This is a genomic window from Colwellia ponticola, assembly GCF_005885605.1.
GTDB classification, from domain to species: Bacteria; Pseudomonadota; Gammaproteobacteria; order Enterobacterales; family Alteromonadaceae; genus Colwellia; species Colwellia ponticola.
The window spans coordinates 86155-108305 of the sequence record NZ_SZVP01000002.1 but is presented as its reverse complement, the minus strand read 5'-3'; the positions used below and the strand labels follow the sequence as shown (position 1 = coordinate 108305).

Annotated in this window: 20 protein-coding genes; 8 read left to right on the top strand and 12 right to left on the bottom strand. The window is 38.3% G+C overall.

What is annotated here, in order from left to right:
- Positions 1 to 31 precede the first annotated feature (31 nt).
- Both tviB and FCS21_RS03530 read right to left on the bottom strand, forming a co-directional pair.
- Positions 32 to 1312 (bottom strand): Vi polysaccharide biosynthesis UDP-N-acetylglucosamine C-6 dehydrogenase TviB, encoded by a 1281-nt coding sequence (gene tviB, locus FCS21_RS03535; RefSeq protein ID WP_281279951.1) that lies wholly within the window; start codon positions 1310 to 1312, stop codon positions 32 to 34.
- A gap of 174 nt (positions 1313 to 1486) precedes the next feature.
- Positions 1487 to 4111, bottom strand: a complete 2625-nt coding sequence (locus FCS21_RS03530; RefSeq protein WP_246046977.1) for an SLBB domain-containing protein — start codon at positions 4109 to 4111, stop codon at positions 1487 to 1489.
- Positions 4112 to 4618: 507 nt separating this feature from the next.
- On the opposite strand from FCS21_RS03530, the gene FCS21_RS03525 reads away from it, so the two are divergent.
- Together FCS21_RS03525 and FCS21_RS03520 are read left to right on the top strand one after the other, a co-directional pair.
- The gene (locus FCS21_RS03525; RefSeq protein ID WP_138620621.1) at positions 4619 to 6058 is read left to right on the top strand and encodes a peptide MFS transporter; all 1440 of its coding nucleotides are present in this window, start codon (positions 4619 to 4621) and stop codon (positions 6056 to 6058) included.
- Positions 6059 to 6215: 157 nt separating this feature from the next.
- The gene (locus tag FCS21_RS03520; RefSeq protein WP_138620620.1) at positions 6216 to 6794 is read left to right on the top strand and encodes a 5-formyltetrahydrofolate cyclo-ligase; all 579 of its coding nucleotides are present in this window, start codon (positions 6216 to 6218) and stop codon (positions 6792 to 6794) included.
- A 63-nt stretch (positions 6795 to 6857) separates the two neighbouring features.
- Here the strand turns inward: FCS21_RS03520 and FCS21_RS03515 are convergent, their stop codons facing one another.
- Both FCS21_RS03515 and FCS21_RS03510 read right to left on the bottom strand, forming a co-directional pair.
- On the bottom strand, positions 6858 to 7745 hold the full coding sequence (locus tag FCS21_RS03515; protein ID WP_138620931.1) for a tRNA pseudouridine(65) synthase TruC: 888 nt from the start codon (positions 7743 to 7745) through the stop codon (positions 6858 to 6860).
- A gap of 81 nt (positions 7746 to 7826) precedes the next feature.
- A complete protein-coding gene (locus FCS21_RS03510; protein ID WP_138620619.1) occupies positions 7827 to 8162 on the bottom strand; it encodes a YqcC family protein in 336 nt (111 codons plus the stop codon).
- A gap of 158 nt (positions 8163 to 8320) precedes the next feature.
- Between FCS21_RS03510 and FCS21_RS03505 the strand changes: the two genes are divergently transcribed.
- From FCS21_RS03505 to FCS21_RS03495, 3 genes are all read left to right on the top strand, one after another.
- The gene (locus FCS21_RS03505) at positions 8321 to 9364 is read left to right on the top strand and encodes a DUF3549 family protein (RefSeq protein ID WP_246046974.1); all 1044 of its coding nucleotides are present in this window, start codon (positions 8321 to 8323) and stop codon (positions 9362 to 9364) included.
- A 33-nt stretch (positions 9365 to 9397) separates the two neighbouring features.
- Positions 9398 to 9700, top strand: a complete 303-nt coding sequence (locus tag FCS21_RS03500) for a DUF3301 domain-containing protein (RefSeq protein WP_138620617.1) — start codon at positions 9398 to 9400, stop codon at positions 9698 to 9700.
- A gap of 128 nt (positions 9701 to 9828) precedes the next feature.
- Positions 9829 to 11088 carry a DUF805 domain-containing protein gene (locus FCS21_RS03495; protein ID WP_138620616.1) on the top strand — a complete coding sequence of 420 codons (1260 nt, stop codon included), beginning with the start codon at positions 9829 to 9831 and terminating at the stop codon, positions 11086 to 11088.
- A 110-nt stretch (positions 11089 to 11198) separates the two neighbouring features.
- On the opposite strand, the gene FCS21_RS03490 is transcribed toward FCS21_RS03495, so the two are convergent.
- The 6 genes from FCS21_RS03490 to cobT all read right to left on the bottom strand — a co-directional run bounded on the left by FCS21_RS03490 (position 11199) and on the right by cobT (position 17240).
- The gene (locus FCS21_RS03490) at positions 11199 to 11639 is read right to left on the bottom strand and encodes a putative zinc-binding protein (protein ID WP_138620615.1); all 441 of its coding nucleotides are present in this window, start codon (positions 11637 to 11639) and stop codon (positions 11199 to 11201) included.
- A 479-nt stretch (positions 11640 to 12118) separates the two neighbouring features.
- Positions 12119 to 13777, bottom strand: coding sequence for a cobyric acid synthase (locus FCS21_RS03485; RefSeq protein ID WP_138620614.1), 1659 nt, complete (start codon positions 13775 to 13777; stop codon positions 12119 to 12121).
- Positions 13774 to 14607: a histidine phosphatase family protein gene (locus FCS21_RS03480; RefSeq protein WP_138620613.1), complete on the bottom strand. Its 834-nt coding sequence runs from the start codon at positions 14605 to 14607 to the stop codon at positions 13774 to 13776. The genes FCS21_RS03485 and FCS21_RS03480 overlap by 4 nt, the downstream gene beginning before the upstream one ends.
- Positions 14608 to 14662: 55 nt before the next feature.
- Positions 14663 to 15229 (bottom strand): bifunctional adenosylcobinamide kinase/adenosylcobinamide-phosphate guanylyltransferase, encoded by a 567-nt coding sequence (cobU, locus tag FCS21_RS03475; RefSeq protein WP_138620612.1) that lies wholly within the window; start codon positions 15227 to 15229, stop codon positions 14663 to 14665.
- Positions 15226 to 16068 carry an adenosylcobinamide-GDP ribazoletransferase gene (locus FCS21_RS03470; protein ID WP_138620611.1) on the bottom strand — a complete coding sequence of 281 codons (843 nt, stop codon included), beginning with the start codon at positions 16066 to 16068 and terminating at the stop codon, positions 15226 to 15228. The genes cobU and FCS21_RS03470 overlap by 4 nt, the downstream gene beginning before the upstream one ends.
- Positions 16065 to 17240, bottom strand: a complete 1176-nt coding sequence (gene cobT, locus FCS21_RS03465; protein WP_138620610.1) for a nicotinate-nucleotide--dimethylbenzimidazole phosphoribosyltransferase — start codon at positions 17238 to 17240, stop codon at positions 16065 to 16067. The genes FCS21_RS03470 and cobT overlap by 4 nt, the downstream gene beginning before the upstream one ends.
- A gap of 244 nt (positions 17241 to 17484) precedes the next feature.
- Here cobT and FCS21_RS03460 point away from each other — a divergent pair, with 244 nt between their 5' ends.
- Complete coding sequence (locus FCS21_RS03460; protein WP_138620609.1) at positions 17485 to 18024, top strand: hypothetical protein; 540 nt, start codon at positions 17485 to 17487, stop codon at positions 18022 to 18024.
- Positions 18025 to 18141: 117 nt separating this feature from the next.
- Here FCS21_RS03460 and FCS21_RS03455 read toward each other — a convergent pair whose 3' ends face one another.
- On the bottom strand, positions 18142 to 19269 hold the full coding sequence (locus tag FCS21_RS03455; protein WP_138620608.1) for a PilT/PilU family type 4a pilus ATPase: 1128 nt from the start codon (positions 19267 to 19269) through the stop codon (positions 18142 to 18144).
- Positions 19270 to 19316: 47 nt separating this feature from the next.
- A complete protein-coding gene (locus FCS21_RS03450) occupies positions 19317 to 20360 on the bottom strand; it encodes a type IV pilus twitching motility protein PilT (protein WP_138620607.1) in 1044 nt (347 codons plus the stop codon).
- A 208-nt stretch (positions 20361 to 20568) separates the two neighbouring features.
- On the opposite strand from FCS21_RS03450, the gene FCS21_RS03445 reads away from it, so the two are divergent.
- Both FCS21_RS03445 and proC read left to right on the top strand, forming a co-directional pair.
- Positions 20569 to 21291, top strand: a complete 723-nt coding sequence (locus FCS21_RS03445) for a YggS family pyridoxal phosphate-dependent enzyme (protein ID WP_138620606.1) — start codon at positions 20569 to 20571, stop codon at positions 21289 to 21291.
- 22 nt (positions 21292 to 21313) lie between these two features.
- A complete protein-coding gene (gene proC / locus FCS21_RS03440; RefSeq protein WP_138620605.1) occupies positions 21314 to 22135 on the top strand; it encodes a pyrroline-5-carboxylate reductase in 822 nt (273 codons plus the stop codon).
- Positions 22136 to 22151 lie beyond the last annotated feature (16 nt).

Here is a 22151-nt window from a genome sequence, read left to right as displayed (position 1 = left end):
TAGGTTTACTTAATTTGAACTTAGCTTTAACTTATAAACGAATATCAGCTAACTCTTTGTCGAGCATATATTTTAAATCGTAAATAACATGCTCACTTTTCATCATGGCTTTAATGTCGTTGGCTGACAAGGCTTTAAATTGATTATGGGCAACGGCAAAAATAACCGCATCGTAATAGGCTGATTTAGGCGCGGCAATCAAATCTACATTGTATTCATGTTTCGCTTCTTCTGGGTTTACCCAAGGGTCGTAAACATCAACATTAATATCAAATTCGGCCAATTCAGTTAATATATCGACAACTTTAGTATTGCGCACATCAGGGCAATTTTCTTTAAAGGTTAAGCCCATCACCAGTACGTTAGCGCCATTCACCGGTAACTTTCTCTTCAGCATGGTTTTCACAAGTTGCGATACTACATACTCGCCCATGGAATCATTAATACGACGACCGGCCAAAATGACTTCTGGATTATAACCAATAGCTTGTGCTTTGTGTGTTAGGTAGTAAGGGTCAACACCAATACAGTGTCCGCCAACAAGGCCTGGTCTAAAGGGTAAAAAGTTCCATTTAGTGCCTGCCGCTTTAAGCACTTCTTCGGTATCAATATTAAGTTTATTAAAAATAACGGCTAATTCGTTAATCAAAGCAATATTGAGGTCACGTTGCGTGTTTTCAATCACTTTTGCCGCTTCAGCGACTTGAATACTTGATGCTTGATAAGTACCCGCCGTAATAATTGATTTATATAAGCTATCAATAAAATCACTAATTTCAGGTGTTGAACCTGAGGTTACTTTTAAAATAGTGGTGACTCTGTGCTCTTTATCCCCTGGATTAATACGCTCAGGGCTATAGCCAGCATAAAAGTCTTGGTTAAACACTAGGCCAGAGTTGCGCTCAATTTCAGGTAAACACACTTCTTCTGTCGCACCAGGATATACCGTTGATTCATAAATAACGATATCCCCCTTATTAATCACTTTAGCAAGCATAGCGCTCGCTTTTACTAACGGCGTTAAATCTGGCTGTTTGTGTTTATCAATAGGCGTTGGCACGGTAACAATATAAATATTACAGTCTTTTAAATCATCAACATTGGATGAGTAAGTAATAAAGGCGGAGTCAGCCAACTCTTCTGCGGCCACTTCAAGGGTAAAATCATGTCCTTGTTTTAATTCTTCAACACGCTTGGTGTTTATATCAAAACCTAAGGTAGGGTATTTTTTACCGAACTCTACCGCTAAAGGTAAGCCGACATAACCTAAGCCTATAATGCCTAGCTTGATGTTATCTAAGGAGTGCAACATATTACGTCCATTTATTGTAGTTAGTTATTGAATTAAGTTATCTAATTAAGTTATCTAATTAAGTTATCAAATTAAACGCTCAAATGAAGCTATCGAGTCTATTTACCACTCACAGGTAACAATATACGCTTATCATTACCTGGAAGCTGCTCTGCTTGCTAGTCACATTTTTATCTAAATGCCACTAATAGCCGCAATGGCCACTGCTGAGTTATAAACGATACCGGTAACACTACTCCACAGAGCTAGGTTGTCCATGTATTCAGCATCAAGAGGCACTACAATAGTATCGCCTGGCTTTAAGTGATTGCCGGCATCACTGGTAAACCAATTACCGCTATCCATCATTTTAATGCTGCCATTAGCAGAGATGATATAAGTTCTGCTATCATCTGCACGTTTTTTACTACCACCGCTTTGTGCTAAATAATCTTCAGCGGACAAATTCACATCGTAAATATGTGATGAAGTGACTTGGACTTGACCCACGACGTTAATAGAGTTTTTCATGGTAGGTACGTAAAGTACATCACCACCTTCAAGTAAAACATCATAAGTCTTATCACTAATCACTTTAGGTAAGTCTATAACTAAACGACCAACTGGCTCAACATTAGCCATATCGGCCAACATTTTTTGTACTTCGGTATAAGATTGTGAATAGTTTTTATCAGACATTGATTTAGAGGCCATTTCTGTCCGTAAATCAGCCGTTAGTTTCAATAAGTTTTGTTGCTCAAGTTCGCGTAACTGCACGCGTGTAAATACCGAGCCTTCTTGATGAGCAAATTTTGTAAAGCCACCTGCCTTAGCAATCAAGTCCGCTAAACTTTCACCACGTCGAACGGTATATTTGCCAGGAAAAACAAACTCGCCTCTAAGTTCAACAACGTTATTTTGACTCCACGCCGGAATTTGATGAATGTTCAAGCGATCTTTTGAACTCAGCAAGATATTATCACTTTCTTCGCCAGCTAAAGCGGCACTTAAACTTACCGTAACAGAGGTTTGCTGCGCCTTATAATTAACTACTTGGTTTCGAGTTACTTCAGCGCGAACTACATAAGCAGATTCAGTTAAGCCACCCGCGGCGGCAATAAGATCCGTTACGCGAGCATTTTTAGCTAGCGGGTAAACGCCCGGGAATTTCACTTCGCCATCGGCTTCCACTAACTGTATCGGTTGTCCTGCTTTACCTTGACGTTTTAATTTTTCAATAATCGGCATCAATAAGCGTTGGCGAGAAAAGCTGGGGAGATCTTTAACATCAAGCTCTTTTGCTTTTTCCGAAAGCTTTTGTTGAGTAAAGGCTAACGAGTTTACATTGACTTGCTGATCAACTGATTCGATACTATTAGCAAAAATTAAAATTTTATCGTTAGCTTGTAACACAAGGTTGTTTTTTGAATTAGGCGCTGCGACAGCATTAGCTAAATCAAACTGCAGTATTTCAATATTACGAGCAATATCTATTTCACGTACGACAATAGCGTAGTTAAGATCGGCTGAGCGTAAAAGGTGAGAATCAATCGTAGGAAACACATCGGTAATACGTTGACCGGTTTGCCATTGATATTTGCCTGGACGAGTTACCGCGCCAATCACTGTGATAGATTGTTCAAACATCTCAGCGGCTTTCATCACATAAACAGCATCACCTGCTTGCGCTTTTTTAGCTAAATCCTTCGCGTTAGTTAAATCAACATTAATAACCGTACGTAAAGCGTCTTGATTATAGCGCTCGATTCGACTTTTTTTCGAAAAGGCAGTCGGTAATAAACCACCTGACATGGCTAACACATCTTTAAAGTTTTCATTGTCACTTAATTCATAAATAGCGGGACGTCTAACCTCACCTCCAACGCTAATAGTATTCCCTTTAGGTGCAATAAAGACTACATCGCCAGATTGTAATAACACATCGTTACTTGAGTCACCTTTAATTAACAGGTCATATAAATCTAATGTGGTAACTAACTTACCGCCACGTTTAAGCTCAATAGTACGTAGTGAACCAATATCGCTAATACCACCAGCAGCAAAAATAGCATGGGTAATGCTCGATAATGAACTTAACGTATAAGGCCCTGGTTTATATGCATCACCTAAAACAAAAACACGCATCGAGCGTAACGACGACATACCAATAACCACATCAACGCCAATAATTTTTTCTTTAATACGCGCGGTTAATAAACGCTTCATTTCGTTAAATGATAAGCCTGAGACGGTAAAAGGACCATGAGCGGGAAAAATAACTTGCCCTTGGCGATTCACTTGCAGTTCAAGTTCCTCTTTTTCTTTACCAAAAACTTGAATAGATATTTTATCACCTGGGCCGATGATATAATTAGCAGGGATGGCAATATCCATCATGGGTGCAAACGTTTGGGGCGCATTTGCAAAAACATCATAACCAAAGGGTTGTAACTCATCGCTTTCTGCGCGCGCTTTAATTTTTGCCTTTTCTTGTTCACTCAGGATTGGCTCACCTTCAGCATCAAGCATTGGCTCACCTTCAGCATCAAATTGAGTTCCCCTTGGGAAGGTCTCGGTATTTTTTATTTCTTCCTCTAAGCCGCCAGTAGATAACTGCCCTTTTATGCTATTTAAATCAACCCCCATACTTTTAGCAATTTGTTCTTGCTGTGCAAGAGGGAGTTTTTGAAATTGTTCTATTTGCTGCTGACTTACTTGCGCATAAGCAAATGCGTTTATGGGGAGATTAGCAAAAGTCAGTACGAATAAAATCGTAACAAGCGAACGTAGACGTAGCAGATTCATCGTATCATTTTTCATAAACAGTCTTATGGCGGTTATCATTTTGTACTTATTCCTATATATAGCTGTAGCTTATATATTTAAGCTAAAAGCTTCTAGCCGTCCCTGAACAATATCAAGAAGCTAATCATTAACTAAAAATTATTCACTAAATTGTTATGCAGTCATATTGAATATATAAAGCTCGATAATATCGTCAAAAGCACTCAACGTACTCATTGCACTTAATTACCCAGCTTAATTTTTTACCCAGCTTAATTTTGTAAAATTTAGTGACGACGAAGTTTATCAGTAACCGATGATGCAAACAATATATTAACAGAGCTAGTCATTACCATGATGGCGTTATCAGCACCAGGAAACATTTCTCTACAGCTCTCAAAGCAAGGCGAGCATTGATTTACAGCAAAACTTGCCTTTATTTGTTCACACGGGTATAACTCTTTCTTTACTAATTTTTTACTACAAAAGGCAACTTAGTATTAAATTTTTCAATAAAACAAAAACAAAATCTAGGATTACTATATGACTCAACCTAATGCGGGTACGCTATTTGGCCACCCGAAAGGACTTTTCCTTTTATTTGGTACTGAAATGTGGGAGCGTTTTGGTTACTACGGTATGCGTGCTTTATTAGTACTGTACTTAGTCGCTTCTGTACAAGACGGTGGTTTTGGTTGGACTCCAGCGCAAGCATTAAGTTTATACGGTACCTTTACCATGGCTGTATACTTAACACCTGTGCTTGGTGGTTGGTTAGCTGATAACTATATTGGTCAACGAAGAGCGATTATTTGGGGCGGCCTTATCTTTTCTTTAGGCTACTTTACCTTAGGTATTCCCAAGTCAATGATTGTCGGCATGGAAGAGACTGTCTTTTATATTGGCTTAGCGCTTATTATTATTGGTAATGGCTTATTTAAAGCTAACGTTTCAAGTTTAGTTGGCGATTTATACAAAGAAGGCGATCACCGACGTGATGGTGCTTTTACTATTTTCTACATGGGTATTAATTTAGGTGGTTTCTTAGCCCCTATTACTGTCGGCGTTCTAGGTGAGCAAGTTAACTGGCATTATGGCTTTATCTTAGCTGGTTGCGGTATGTTAATTGGCTTAGCACTACAGATAACACTAGCCAATAAATACTTAGGTGATATTGGTGTTGTCCCCTCTGCTAAACGTACTAAAGGAGACACTAAAGCACACGCCCCTGTTACTTCTCAAGATATAGATCGCATGAAAGTTATCTTAATTATGAGTATGTTCTCAGTAATTTTCTGGGCGGGCTTTGAACAAGCTGGCGGTTTATTTACTATTTATGCCTCTGACTTTACCGACCGTACTATTTTTGGTTTTGAAGTCGCAGCATCGTCTTTTCAGTCGTTAAATGCGCTGTTCATTATTATGCTAGCGCCGCTGGTTGCCTCGGTGTGGATTAAAATGGGGTCAAATGAACCTACTTCACCGAAAAAATTTGCACTAGCGATGGTTTTTTTAGCCTTAGGTTTCTTCGTTATGCTCTGGGCAACTATGGTACAAGGTGGTGATGTAACCGTAAAAGTCAGTATGCTATTCCTCGTTTTTGCTTACCTATTTCATACCCTAGGTGAGTTATGTTTATCACCTATTGGTTTATCAATGGTAACTAAATTAGCGCCGCTTAAATTCACCTCGGTGTTAATGGGTATTTGGTTCTTGTTTACCGCCTTGTCTAATAAGTTAGCCGGTTTTATTGGTTCATTTGTTGGTGAAGGTCAAGAAATGGTTGATAATGCGGCTAATATCTTTATGGGGGTTGGTCTTGCAGCCTTAATTACTGGGGCAATTATCTTTTTATCTGCCGGTAAATTAGTAGAATGGATGCATGGCGCTGAAGGTGCTCATACTGATGACTTAGATGAAAAAATCGAAGAAGAGTTAGCCGTGACAGCAACTCACGAAGGCATCACTGAAAAGCATAGTTAATGGACTAATATATAGTTAATGTATAGTTAATGTATAGGTAACTCGCTATTGTTTACCTTACCCAATAATACTAAGCTGGCAGCGTAATCTGTCAGCTTTTTTATATTTCTATAATAGCTGAGTAGTTAAGAATAGTTTAGCTAAGGTGGTCCACTTTATGAATAGCCGTACATTGTTGCGAAAAGAAATTAGACAGCGCCGTAACGCGCTATCAACCTCTGAGCAAACTAATGCTGCCCAAGCGTTAACAGCCAAATTATCAAAGCATAGTAAAGTTCAACAAGCTAAGCGTATTGCCATTTACTTAAGCAACGACGGTGAGTTATCAACGACAAACGTTATTGAGTGGTGCTGGCAACAACAAAAGGAGGTTTACTTACCCGTCATTCACCCTTTTAGCCCAGGTAATTTACTTTTTTTACAATACAACGAAAATACCAAACTCGTTCAAAATAATTATGGTATTTTAGAACCAAAACTCGATGTCACTACAGTGTGTCCACTAGAGCAACTTGATGTTATTTTTACGCCTTTGGTGGCTTTTGACCGCACTGGTGCAAGGTTAGGTATGGGTGGCGGCTTTTATGACAGAAGCTTAGTGAACTGGCAGTTAAGTAAGCTTTATCCCATTGGCCTTGCCCATAATTGTCAACGAGTAGACAAGGTGCCCGTACAACATTGGGATATTCCCTTGCCTGAAATAATAACGCCTAGTAAAAACTATCACTTTACCTAAGATACTTTTTAACAGCATTTCAAATAAAGTAGTCGTCAATAGTTAATGTTTCCCTAGAAATACCTAAATGATTACCGGCCATTGGCACTCAGTAAACACTTGCTGCCATTGCTGATCAAATGGCGCTGTAATGACGATTCTTTTATGGGTAATGGGGTGATTAAATGCTAATGACTTAGCGATCAGCATTAACCTTTTAAAACCAAAGTGTTCGATAAAAAAAGGATTTTGTTTATTATCTCCATAATTTATATCCCCCAAAATAGGGTGACGCAAATGCGCTAAGTGACGGCGAATTTGATGTCGCCTCCCGGTGACTGGGCGTATCTCAACCAAAGAATAGCGCACGCTATCAAACTTACCGACTTTAATAGGCAAACTCGCTTGCTGTTTTACTTGATAATAACTCTGCGCCGATTGTGCCGGCTTATCAGGATTAACATGCTTATCTCCCAACTTATCTAATTTTTCTTTCAGTGGATGATTAATCAAACCCGACGGTATCGCTAAATGACCGCGTACTAACGCATAGTACGTTTTCTCCATAGCTAGCTCTTCACTAATAACATCACCAACACCGCTTACACCATTGCTGTTTTTATTGCTATTGATAGCCTTGGTTATACTCGACTCGGTCATTGTGTTTTCAGCAAGGTCAATGTTGTCAGCTAGCTCAACGCTTAACTCTGACGTAAGTCTTACTTGTCGACTTTTATTCGCAAAAGCCTCACTTAACTTAGTCGCCACCGCTTTTGTTAAGGCAAAAAGTAATACGCCAGAGGTTGGTCTATCTAAGCGATGAACCGGATAAACATACTGACCAATTTGGTCACGCACTAATTGCAAGGCAAAATAAATTTCATCTCTGTCCATATAACTTCTATGTACAAATAACCCCGCAGGTTTATTCACCGCTACCATAAATTCGTCTTGATAGAGAATATCAAGCACCGGCTTTTCTGGCTCATTATCGGTAGTATCAATAATGTCTACAATACTTACAGGCGTCGCATTATGTAAAGTACTCATTTTTTACTTACCCTGCATCGTTAAGGTGTGATCTATTTTTAGGATGACCTCAAGTAACGCTTCATTATTGCTAGCTAAGTGCTTAAACGCTTCTTCTGCCATCGGCGTTAGCGCGATTGTTGACGGTAATGTTTGTTGCTCAGTTATCATCAATGTCAACTTGGGAATAAAGATAAACTGTAACCATTGCTCAAACGCTAAGGTATCACAGCAAAAAGGTGCGCGACTAGTAAGCTCAGCAACACTTGGGGTTTTTACCTGCCACAGGTGTAGTGAAATTAATTCTCTCGTTAACGCCTCAAGTAAAGTGGTGATATTTTGCAAGACTGTTTTTATCATCGTAAATGCATGGCCAAGGTGAATAACTTCCCCAAAAGTTAAGGGAAAATGGTTAATGAAATAGTTAAGAAAATTGTTTTACTATGTTAATGTCGCCATTATCCTTATAATGAGACGCTATAACAAGCAGCAATATTTTTGACTTTATGACTAATACCATGCCAACAACAAACATAGCCACCTTATCAGAATTACTTAAGCTTTCGGGCTCACAATATCGACTTTATGATATTGGCCGACTAGTGACTAAGTTACCGAAAGAGCAATTTGAAAAGGTAGAATTAAATCAATTACCCTACCCCACCCCTGCTCAAGGACATGCTTGTATTGCTATTGCCTTTTGGCAAAAAAAAGCCGCGCAACCTTACTTATGGTTATTAAAATTACCGCTTGACGAACGTGGTTTGTTAAATCAAGGGGCAAGAAATCACTTTATCGCTATTATTATCGAAGCACTTGGTGCTGATTTAACGCAAGAAACCTCTAAAAAGCAAGAAGAGTTACTCAGTAGTAACCCTTACCTTTTCACGCCAGCGCAATATAAACTAGCCAGTTTAAATAGCAAAATTAAAGTAGATTTGAAACAACTGCCTAGTGAATTTTTCTCACCGTTTAAACAATACTTAAGCAATGAATCTAACTGGAATAACTGGCAAAATGTTGGCGTACAAGGTATTACAGACTTTATTGCTAGAATAAAGCAAGATAACCACAGTGAGTTATTATTAAAAGCACTGCCGCATTTACCTGAAGAAGTATTGTCACCCGTTTGCAGTGCTCTAGAAAACGAACAATACGATGTGGCATTAGTTGATGCCTTAGTTGATATCTTAGCTAAGACCTTAGTTAATACCACTGACATAAACACAAAAGCAACGCAATTATTACGCGCATTAGCTGCTAATAGCGGTCATATTCATGTCAAAGCAATAGTTGAAACGTTGTTAAATAACCCTCACGTAAATAGCGAGTTATTAATTACACTGTCAAGTCGATGCTGGCAGGCGCTAGCAGATGAAAAAATACTGATGAGTTATTTTGAACATTTATTGAAAAATAACGACTTAACCATGTTTACCAGTATATTTAAAGACTTGGTGACCATACCACTGATTAGACCCGTCGCTTTTACCTGTATTCGTAGTGAGCAGCGCTCTGCGGCACTTACACAAGCTATCGGGCAGTTATTTACTCATACGTAAATACTGCTTTATTAATGTTTAGGTCTTATGTTTATGGAAAATATTTATTATTTATTGCTTTTTTGCTTATTTTGCTGGTACTTCGTTTACTTAAGGCAAGTTTCTGAATCAGCACAACGTCATATACAGCGTTATTGTAACAATAATGCTTTACAGTTTATTTCATTAGCAAGACGTTCCAGTAGAGTTAACTTTTCTAAACAACATGGTCTTTGTATTTATAGTATTTTTGACTTTGACTTTAGCGGTGACGGTGAATCAAATAATCAAGGTTCCCTGTCGCTATATGGCTTAAAGCTAGAAAAAGTAGACTTACCTGCCTATAGAGTGAATTAGATCTTTAGTTGTGCTAATCAACAGTTAATGACTCATTAGGTAATGCTCATCATAAGGAAATACTAATCACAGTTAGGTGTTAAATTAATAGATAAAACATCTAACTTAACTTATTTATTGGAGTTTTCGTGCCGTTTTTATATGCTATTTTTTGTCTTAAAGGCTTTGATAACCGTCATCGTTTTTTTGTTACCTCACTGGTTGCTTTTATAAGCTTCATCGTTACCTCAACACTACTTTTTAGTGACTTCACCCTTAATTTCATTGTGTTATTACTCTTAACAATCGTTATATTTTTTAGTACTACACGTCGCTTACGAGACGCCGATATCACTAAAAAATGGCAGTTAGTACTAGCGGGGCTATTTTTATTGACTGGCTTACTGACCTTATTAATAGAAAATAATAGTAGTTATTATTTATTAATATTGCCTGCCCTAATTTGTGCATTACTACTGACTTACCCAAGTAATAGTAAAGTCGCTGATAAACATTATATTTTGGGCTATTACGGCCCTGTTAACTTAAGTGACCATATTAAAAAATCCGATACGGTACAAAGTCATAAAGTACGTATTGAGCCAACACTCATGACTCAAAGTACTGGTGAGCAATGTTATAGCGAAGACTTTAGCACGGGGCAACGTAGCGTAACCACAGAACAAAACGTGGTTAATACTGAACAAGTAAGTGATAACCTAAGTGATGGTAGCCTAAATAGTAATAGTCATAACAACTGGCATAATAAAAAGACTGATATTGGCGAGCTTATTCGCTTAAAGCTACTCGGTAATCGTAACTTTCAACTGAGCGCTATCGCAGGTGTGACTCTTATTGCACTGACCATCATAGTAATGAGTGCTTTTAACGCTATTAGCCCGTCAGATAGTAGTCATGAAAAATTAACGTCAGCGCAAAATTCATCTGGCGCTGAAAGTGACATAACTAACAATTTTTCGAACAGTATATCGGCTAATGCCGCAGGTGAAAACGCGATAAAAAACATTGTCTCCAATAAAAAACATTTATTGATGATGCCAGATAATTTCAATTTATACTTATCGGTATATCAAGGTATTATAATTCATTGGAAAGCTGATCAAGCTGCTAATGGGCAGCTTTGGTCTTTGCTATCAGGTAGCGGAGATAAAAGTTGTCAGACTATTAGCTTCAATAAAGGCGAGGCTATACGTCCTATCGGTGTGTTAGTTGATAATGGCAGTGATTATTTTGCCAGTTTTTCCCCCCTTGATAGCAAAGAGTTAATACAAGCACTAGCCTTTCGCGGTAACTTTTCTTTATGTGGTTATAATTTTTCTTTAAAAGGTAGCCAAGCTGTACTAGGTAAAAATAGCCAATATGCACCTTTTTTAGAAAAAGATGCCTAAAAGAAAACACACAAACAAGCTGCTCAACTTAACTTTTTAGTTAACTGGGCAGTGTATGTTATAACCCCGCTGATTTACGGTTATAGCGATAATATAAGTCAGTCAAAAAGTTATTGCACAAAACTAATGCCGGCTTGCATCAACCTGCTATAAATACTTTTCATGGCGATGCTATTTTCAGTTAGTGAGTCATGGTGTTTATCACGCTTATCAAATCCTAAGTCACCAATATTAAAGTAATGATCTATTTTAATATCACTTTTATCTAAACAAGTCTTAGCACAAGCTAGCTGACATCCATCGAGTGCAATAATAGGTCGACCTGATCTTGCCAGCGCGATAATAGGCTCAATGTTAGCGATAACGCCAGCGACACAAGACATTTGGGCAATACCGTCACTATCAAGTGTTAATGAGATATTATGGGCCATTTGTGCAAGGTTTGAGCAACCAGAGCAAGAATAAACAATCGGTTTACCCTGTATTTGCTCACTATCTGTGTTGCTCTGGTGCTTATTGTTGAAAATAGGGGTTTTTGTTAAACTCGACATTAACGGTATTCCTTAGTTATACCAAGTTGATTAAGTGCTTTCCCACTCAGCGAGAATTAAAAGGTTAAGCGGCAAGGCTTTGATTGAAGAGCATGGTTATTCAGGAGAATGTGCTCCTGTATTATCTAATAAGCTAGCTCCGTGTAGCATCCTTGTCAAAATCAATAACGTCGCCTGTAAGCCTTTACCTTGTATTAGGTACTCGCCCTTGGGAGCTTGCTCTATGCACACTAACCGCGTTAAATTTATTTGATGTAGAATGACTAAACCGAAATAAATTCGCCTTGTTATTGCACACCGACCATAGCGCTGTTCAGGAAAGAAATTTAATCAAGTTGGTATTATTCGTTAGCTAATTTATTTGCTAATAACTGATAACATTATCAGTCATAGATTCAGTCATATAATTTTAGCAAATAGACATAACCAGCCATTGATGTAGATCATTACAGCAGAACATACCCTTTATAAAATTGTGGTTAAGTGTACCATTGTGTAACGATGTGTTTAATTTTTTCCATATCTAAATGTGTTTGGCACGCTTTACTTACACGTTCAATCGCTTGCTCTTCAAGTGCTGCAACACTTATCCCTTCGCTTACCTGATAACCAAGCCACTGCATAAAAAGTTGTAATGCTGCGGGTTGGTCAAATAAACCATGTAAATAACAACCCGCAATGTGTCCGTCATCACTTAACAGTCCATCGTGCCTTTCTTTAGTATCAACCAATAATGGGGCGAGTTTTTGAGTAGTATTGTTGAGTAAGGTACTAACACCGGCATGAATTTCATAACCTTTAATATCAACGCTTTGTCCGGCAAGTTTCAATAAGCCAGTAACATTCGTTAACGTTTTTTCTACTTGTAGCATTGTCGTTATAGGAAAATAGCCCAAGCCTTTACTTATACCCGCTTGACCTTCTATCCCTGTAGGGTCTTCAATCAACTCCCCTAACATTTGATAACCACCACAAATACCAATGACCTTACCTTGATAACGTAAATGTTTGGCTATATCGTCATGCCAACCACGTTGGTGTAAAAACTCAAGATCACTTCTAACATTTTTACTGCCTGGTAAAATAATAAGATCGCAGCTAGGGATCGCTATTTTTTCAACGTTACTCTCACCGGCCGAACCTTTAGCAAAGAGGAACTGACAATCAATATCTTGATGATGGCGCAGCGCATCAAAATCAGTATGATTACTCATGTGTGGGTAAACTAAAACGACAATACGTACCTTAGCTTGGCTTGGCTTGCTTAATAACGGGTCAGTGCTCTCTTGCTTAGCTGACTCTTGCTTAGCTGACTCTTGCTTAGCTGACTCTTGCTTAGCTGACTCTTGCTTAGTAATAAGCGCATCTTCAGATGAAATATCTAAGCCATGCAAATAAGGCAAAACACCGAGCACAGGTTTATTGGTTTTTTCTTCTAACCATCTCAATCCAGATTCCAGTAAGTTAATATCACCACGAAAACGGTTAATGACAAAACCAACGACTCGGTTTTGCTCTGAGGGTGACAACAGCATTAAGGTACCGACAAGTTGCGCAAAAACCCCGCCCTTATCAATATCAGCAATAATTAACACAGGGCAATTTACTGCTTCAGCAAAGCCCATATTAGCAACATCACCTTCACGTAAGTTTATTTCTGCTGGACTTCCCGCGCCTTCAACAATGACTAAGTCATACTGCTGCGTTAATCGCTGATGCGAGCTAAGTACCGCTTGCATGGCAATTTTTTTATAATCTTGGTATTCGCTCGCTTCCATATTCGACGATTTTTTATGGGTAAGTGCTTTACCATGGACAATAACTTGCGCACCGGTATCACTATTAGGTTTAAGCAATATAGGATTAAAATCGACATTTAACGCTAAGCGTGCTGCTTTTGCCTGCAAAGCCTGTGCTCGTCCAATTTCACCACCACAGGGAGTTACCGCGCTATTAAGTGCCATATTTTGTGGTTTAAAAGGTGCTACTTTCACCTTTAAATCAGCAAATACACGACACAGTCCAGCCACTAATGTTGTTTTGCCGGCATCTGAGGTAGTGCCTTGTATCATCAAGGTTTGGCTGACTTTGCTTTGATTAACTTTGCGTTTATTGGTTGTGATTGGTTGAGCTGTCATTGTATTCCCTCAAGAAACGGCATAGCAATGCTCGTCACTTGTTGATGAAACTGTTGATTAAAATTTTGATGATCATGATGGCTAGCTTGGTAAGGCTGACTAATTAATACCCGTGAAAGACTGCCATGTGCAAGCTGTAGTTTTTGATGCCAACTGGCTTGTTGCCAGTTTAACTGCAATATATGCGCTAAAATCATCCGAATAACGCCGCCATGCGCTATAAGCAATAGTCGCCTAGGCTTTAGCGTACTTTGCTGTACAGACTCTTGAGCCTGTACACGCGTTACTTTTTGTTTAGCGACCATAGCGACTTGCTGTGCTATTAATTGATTCCATGCAAGTATTACGCGTTGGTGAAAATCGGATAACGTTTCAGCACCAGGTAACACTATTTCAGCCGGAGCATGGAAAAAGGCTTCCAGTTGCGACCAAGGCAACTTATTTTCAGTAAAAGTGTCTTTAAGAGTACTTTTCTTAAAAACGTTTTCCTTAACAGTATTTTCTTCAAAGGTCTGCTTATCAGCGCTAAGATCGTCAAACACAAGGTCATCAAATGGTACACCGTCAAAACAGCCAAAATTCATTTCTTGTAAATCAGATGATAAGGCTAACGGTAATTGGCACAAGCTAGCAAACTGTTTCGCTACAGTATGACAACGACTTAGCGGCGAGCAAACAACAGCTTGATAAGCTTGATTAGTTTGTTGTTGCGTGAGTAAACGATTAAGTAAGCCGGCATTTTCTGACGCGATAGGCGCAATATCAGTACAACCATATAAAGCCGGTTTACCGACCACTTTAACGTGTCTTATTAAATCAATTTCAATCATAATTTATTGTACATGTTCACTTTTTATGTTCACTTTTTATGTTCACTTTTTATGTTCACTTTTTATGTTCACTTTTTAGCGCCAGTGGAATACCCGCGGTAACTAAGGTAACGTTATCGGCAATAGCAGCAACTTTTTGATTTAACCAACCACAATAATCCACGTATAAGCGAGTCGATTCACCCATAGGGATCACCCCTAAACCTATTTCGTTACTAACAATGATGATATTGCTATCGGGATCGTCATTGAACTTAGCTAAACAACTCACTAATTTATCAATTTGTGTTTGTAGATGTAGACTTTGCTCAACACGGCTTGCTTCGTGAGCAGCATAGAGTTGATTATTCAACCATAATGTTAAGCAATCAACTAAATACACCTGATGGTGATCAAGTGTATTTACTGTATCAGCCAGTGTTAACGGACACTCAATTAACTGCCAATTATCACCTCTATCCCCTTGATGCTGAGCAATTCGGCTAGTCATTTCAGCATCAAATGCGGTTGCCGTAGCAATATATACCGCCGACTTTCCTTGTTTATTAGCCAATGCTAACGCTTGTTGCTCACCAAAGCTCGACTTACCTGAGCGAGCACCACCTAAAATAAAATGAATCATGTTATAGAACCAGCTAATGTAGCAGCTAATAGTGCATCATTGTCGATATAGGCAACGAGTGTTAAGTAAATCAGTAACTCTGAAATTTGTTGAGCAGCACCTAAACAGTCACCGGTAAAACCACCTAATCTGTCGATAAGCCAGTGTTTAAATAAGTAACGAAAAAACAATAACACCATGACTAAAGTAAAAATAATATCGCTTGGATAAAACATCAATGGGATAGCTGCGACTAAGATTAACAGGGTCAGCTCAGATAAAGATTGTGCTTGCGCTAAAGGCTTACTTTTACTTTGTTCAATGTCAGTAACATAAGGCATCGCTGAAATAAGACTACCGGCGACAGCTCTAGATAAACTTTCAGCTAAAAAAATAGCTAAAAGTAAGTAGTTACCATCATGATTTGCTATTGTTACTAGTAAAGTAAATTTTAATAACAAGCTTATTAATAAAGTCACCGTACCATAAGTACCAATACGACTATCTTTCATAATGGTTAAACGTTTTTCAACGGTAAAAGCCCCGCCGATACCGTCTGCCATATCAGCTAAACCATCTTCATGAAACGCACCGGTTAATAATAAACTTACCGCCATGGTTAATAATATCGCGATATTAGTGGGTAAAAAAGTACTAAAAATGACATAACTTAAGCCAAGAAATAAGCCCGTAACTAGGCCAACAAAAGAGAAGTATCGGTTAGCTTTATTTAACAAAGTCTCTGAGTAATGCATTGTTTTGGGTACAGGTAAGCGAGTAAAAAAACTTAACGCTAAGTAAAATAAATTTAGTTGAATAGCTATTTTCTCTTTTAGCTGGCTAGTTATCGCCATACTCATACCGTTACTCCTGCACTTTCAAAGCTAGCCATATTATTATAAAAACTTGCTGCTGCTTTTATTAGCGGTAGAGCAAGTGCGGCACCTGTGCCCTCGCCTAAACACAAACCTAAGCTTAATAAGGGCTGTACCTTAGTGTCGCTAAACGTTTGCGCAGCCATTAGCTCTTTAAGTAATAATTGATGCGCTTTTTCTTGAGAAACATGAGCAAAAATAAAGTAATCTGCAACGTTTTTATTTAACCGCACCGCAACTAATGCCGCAACACTGACAATAAAACCATCAATCACAATAGCGATATTAGCCGCTGCCGCTGATAAAATAGCGGCAACCATTTGTACTATTTCAAAACCACCTAATTCAGCTAAAATTGTTGTCACTTCTTGCTGATTCACACGCGGTAAGCTACTGCTTTTATCAGCAACTCGTTGTAAGGCTTTGGTAATTATCGCTACTTTATTAACTAATTGTTCATCGGTTATGCCAGTACCACGCCCCACACATTGCTCAACGCTATATGAGGTTAACGCGGCCATTAATGCCGAGGCAGAGCTCGTATTAGCAATCCCCATTTCACCTAACAATAACAATTCAACACCTTGATTAACTTTATCTTTAACTAATTTTTCTCCATAAGCAAAGCCTTGCGCTAACTGGGCGCCAGTCATAGCCGCCTTAACTGAAAAATTTTCTGTACCTGCTCCAAGGCGTTGCTCAATCAATTCAACAGCCATCGCTGTGTCATTAACAGCTTTGTTATTGGTAGCCTTACTGTTGATATCAGCAATATCATTAGCATTAATGGCTTGTAATATACCGCAATCAATAACCGTTAACGCAATATCATTACTTTGGCAAAAACAATTTATCGCCGCACCACCATGTAAAAAATTAAGCACCATTTGTTGAGTCACTGCGCTAGGCGCAATACTGAGCTTTTCTTCATTAATGCCGTGATCGCCAGCAAAAATTAACATGCTCGGTTTATTTATGCTGATCTGATGAGTACGCCAAGCAGCGGCTTTATTTTTTTCTCTTTGCTCTGTCAGTAAAGCCAGTTGCAGCGCAAGTAGCTCCAACGCGCCTAAGGCGCCTAAAGGCTTAGTTTTATTATCAATTTTTTTTTGTATGAATGCTGAGGAAGCAGTGGTTAACGGTGCGATGGAAAACATTAATTTTAGTCTATAGCTTGCTAATAATGGCATTATTTTAAGCTATTTACCTCACTAAAACATTATTCTTTTAGTCGATTAGCCATCCAGAAAGTGATAATAAACGATTAGCAAACAGATTAGTTATAAACAAGCGTTTATCTAAACTAGGAAAAAGCGGTAAAACTCTGTAACATCGTTAATAATACCAATTGGGTATAAGATCTTTTTATCTTAAAATTTTACGTCAGGCTGATATAGTTTTATGAAATCATATACAAAGTATTCCCTTATCCTTTCTAGTGTTTTATTAGCGAGTTGCGCTAATCAAAATACTAAGATAACCACTAACATCATGCCTACAACTAACCCTTGTAGTAAACTTGAATTACTTAAAAGCGCTTACCATGATGACTTTAATCAATTAAAAGAAATAAAAATAAAAGCTAGAGCGAGTAATAGTTGGAAAGCAAAATATCAACTTTTTGGTAAGAACTGCCAAGTATTTTCATGGGGTGAAGCACAAAGCACTTATTCGTGTAACTTAATCGCGCCAAATGAGCAAGCAGCTAGAAAGTATTATCAAAATGCTAAAGAGACTACCCAACAATGTTTAGGTGAGCAGTGGCAATTAGTAGAAAGCAACCGCATTCATGATGAAGGAATGAAGACTACATTTACTCACAGTGATGTCAAAGCTAATGAAAAGCTGACTTTTTCAACACACTTAGTACCAACCTCCGGATTATTTTCTACTACTTGGACAATTTATTATTATGTTGGCAATATTTCATCGATAAAGTAGTCAAAACGCTAAGTAAATTAAATATCGATAATTGATTGGATTGGTGTCAGCATTCATAACAAAACAGCGAGTGACTTATGATAAAGTTACTCGCTGTTTTGTTATTATGCACTACAGCTAACTATTATCTAAGTCTAGACCATCCAAGGTCACACCCGATAAGCCGCCTGTACCTCCTTGTTCATTGCTGTGCAATTTAATCATTAAGCGTAGGTCATTTGGTGAATCAGCATGATGTAATGCATCGGCATAAGTAATAATACCATTTTGATAATGACTAAACAGTGCTTGGTCAAACGTTTGCATACCCAATTCTTTCGATTTTTCCATGATCTCTTTAATACTACTAATGTCACCCTTTTTGATAAGTTCACTAATGTAAGGGCTATTAAGTAACACTTCAATAACTGCTACTCGGCTATTACCATCTTTAGTTGGCACCAGTTGCTGAGCAATAATACCGCGTAAGTTTAATGCTAAATCAAATAGTAATTTACCGTGTTGGTCCGCTGGTACAAGGTGCATAATACGATCTATTGCTTGGTTAGCATTATTGGCATGTAAGGTCGCAATACACAAATGACCTGTTTCAGCAAAACTTAGTGCGTGTTCCATTATTTCTTGATTACGAATTTCACCAATTAAAATAACATCAGGTGCTTGTCGTAATGAACTTTGCAAGGCAGCATCGAAAGAGATGGTATCTAAACCTACTTCTCGCTGGGTAATCATACTTTTACCATGCTCATGCACAAACTCTACCGGATCTTCAATAGTAAGAATATGTCCATAAGAGTTACGGTTACGATAACCTATTAGTGAAGCCATAGAAGTCGATTTACCGGTACCTGTACCACCAACAAACAGCACTAAACCACGTTTAGACATAACAATTTCTTTAAGGATTGGCGGTAAACCTAAATCATCAACATCAGGGATTTGTGTAACAATACGGCGTACAACCATACCCGCCATATCACGTTGCCAAAAAGCAGAAATACGAAAACGACCAATGCCATCAATTTCAATAGCAAAGTTACATTCTTTTTCATTATTAAACTGTTGTTTTTGCTTCTCATTCATGGCGTCATGCACTAGCGCTATAGACTGCTCAGCCGTTAATACTTCCTCATCTATAGGCTGTAATTCACCATTTATTTTAGCACTGACGGCAAGTTTAGCCGTAACGAACATATCAGAGGCACCTTGTGCTACCATTTTTTCTAATAAATCATGTAACTTCATTTAGTATCCTTTATTACATCTAATTCACTTGGCGAATTCAGCAACCGTTAAAAACCTGAAAATTGATTTTTATCAACCGCTTTTTCCATCGCATCTTGTTTGGTAATAATACCTCGGTTAACAAGGTTTTGTAGACATTGATCCATCGTTTGCATGCCATGTTGCATACCTGTTTGAATAGCAGAGTACATTTGGGCGATTTTATCTTCACGAATAAGGTTTCGAATGGCGGGAACACCAATCATAATTTCATGAGCAGCAACTCGACCACCACCAACTTTTTTAATTAAGCATTGAGAAATAACCGCTCGCAATGACTCTGATAACATGGAGCGAACCATAGACTTTTCTTCGCCGGGAAATACATCAATAATACGGTCAATCGTTTTTGGTGCTGATGTAGTATGTAACGTACCAAAAACTAAATGACCTGTTTCTGCTGCAGTCATCGCTAAACGAATAGTTTCTAAATCTCGCATTTCACCAACGAGTATAACATCAGGATCTTCACGTAAAGCTGAGCGCAACGCTGCTGAAAAACTTAAGGTGTCACGGTGAACTTCTCGCTGATTAATAAGACATTTTTTGTTTTCGTGGACAAACTCTATCGGATCTTCAATGGTAAGAATATGATCATGTTTATAATCATTAATATAGTCAACCATGGCAGCTAACGTGGTTGATTTACCTGAGCCGGTAGGGCCGGTAACTAACACTAAACCACGTGGCATATCTGATATCTCACGAAATATCTCTGGGCAACCTAATTCGTCAAGTGACATAACTTTACTTGGAATAGTACGAAATACCGCTGCTGGCCCTCTATTTTGATTAAAAGCATTCACCCTAAAGCGTGCTAAATTAGGGACTTCAAAAGAGAAATCGACCTCTAAATTTTCTTCATACTCTTTACGTTGACGATCATTCATAATGTCATACACTAAGGCATTAACATCTTTAGCATCAAAAGCAGGAATATTAAGTCTACGGACATCTCCATCAACGCGAATAGCGGGTGGCGTACCTGCTGATAAATGTAAATCTGATGCGTTATGCTGCACACTAAATGCGAGTAATTCGGTAATATCCATAAAAGCCTCTTTGCTAAAAGTGGTAAGTAAAGTAATTTACATAGTATTTTATACTACTTTCACTAATTATCTGCACATTGCTGCGAGTAATAACTTATCGAAGTATGATCTAAAGGTACTGTCTACAGGTAATGGTTAAAAGGTGATAACCTAATAGGTTATACTTCTCACATAACAACGTAAATTAACATAATTTAGCATAAACCCTATGACAACCATTAAAAACAATATTGAGACCATTAAGCGCCAAATAGCACAGGCTTGCCAAAAGAGTGGGCGAATAACGCCGTCTAACTCATCAGAATTAATACCGTCTTCACCTGTATTATTACTGGCGGTAAGTAAAACTAAACCTGCAACACTTATTGAACAGGCATATTTAGCAGGACAACATGATTTTGGTGAAAATTATCTGCAAGAAGCAGTCGATAAAATAGCAATATTAGCGCATTTACCAGAGTTAACTTGGCACTTTATTGGTCCTATTCAATCAAATAAAACGAAACAAATTGCCAGTAATTTTGCTTGGGTTCATAGTGTCGATAGAGAGAAAATAGCACTGCGTTTAAACCAACACTTGCAAGATGATAATGATAACAATACGCCGCTAAACATTTGTTTACAAGTGAATATCAGTAATGAAGCGTCTAAATCAGGTGTCAATGTTGAAGACGTTTTTTCTCTCGCTAAAATAGTTGATAACTGTGATAAGCTAACCTTGCGCGGCTTAATGGCTGTGCCTGAAAAAAATGCGCCAAAGGCTTGTTATGAACAAATGCAGCAATTATTTATCGAACTAAAACAACAATACCCTAGTGTTGACACTCTTTCTCTTGGCATGTCGGATGATTTAGATATTGCTGTGGCACACGGCTCAACCATGGTAAGAATTGGCACAGCTATTTTTGGTGCTCGCGCAAATAAAATTTAATCGTTAATAGGAAAAAACTCTTATGAATAAAATTGCCTTTATAGGTGCTGGTAATATGGCACGCGCTATTATTATTGGTTTAGTTAATTCTGGTATTACCCCAGAAAATATTATCGTTGCAAATCCTTCTGAAGCAAAAAGGCTTGATTTATCAAACGAATTTGGTGTTTTACACACCAGTGATAACATCAAAGCAAGTGAGTTCGCTAATATTATTGTGCTTTGTGTTAAACCACACTTTATAGGTGATGTTTGTCAGCAAATAAGCCAAGCAATCACTATTGAAGGTAAACTGTTTATTTCTGTAGCTGCCGGTACAACGGTTGCGCAAATACAATCTGCGCTAGCAACAGAGCAAAGCACAAGCTCTGCACCTGTTGTACGCGTAATGCCTAATACACCATCACAGCTTGGTCTTGGTATGAGTGGTTTATTTGCCTCTAGTGAAGTCACTGCAGAGCAAAAAGTTAATGCCGAAAAAATTACTAACGCTGTTGGTAAAAGTATTTGGCTCGACACTGAAGATAAAATTAATAACATTATCGCGGTTGCAGGCTCTGCACCGGCTTATTTTTTCTTATTTATGGAAGCGATGGAGCAACAAGCAAAAGCCTACGGTTTTACTGACCAAGAAAGCCGTATGTTGGTACAGCAAACGGCATTAGGGTCGGCGCAAATGGTTGCCCATAATAGTGCTTCTATTACTGAGTTACGTGGTAATGTGACCTCTAAAGGCGGCACCACACATGCGGCGATAGAACAATTTAAACACGATGGTTTAGCCGCTATGGTAAAAAATGCTATGGATGCTGCTATCGCCCGTGCTGAAGAAATGGCTAAGTAACTAAGTTACCTATATA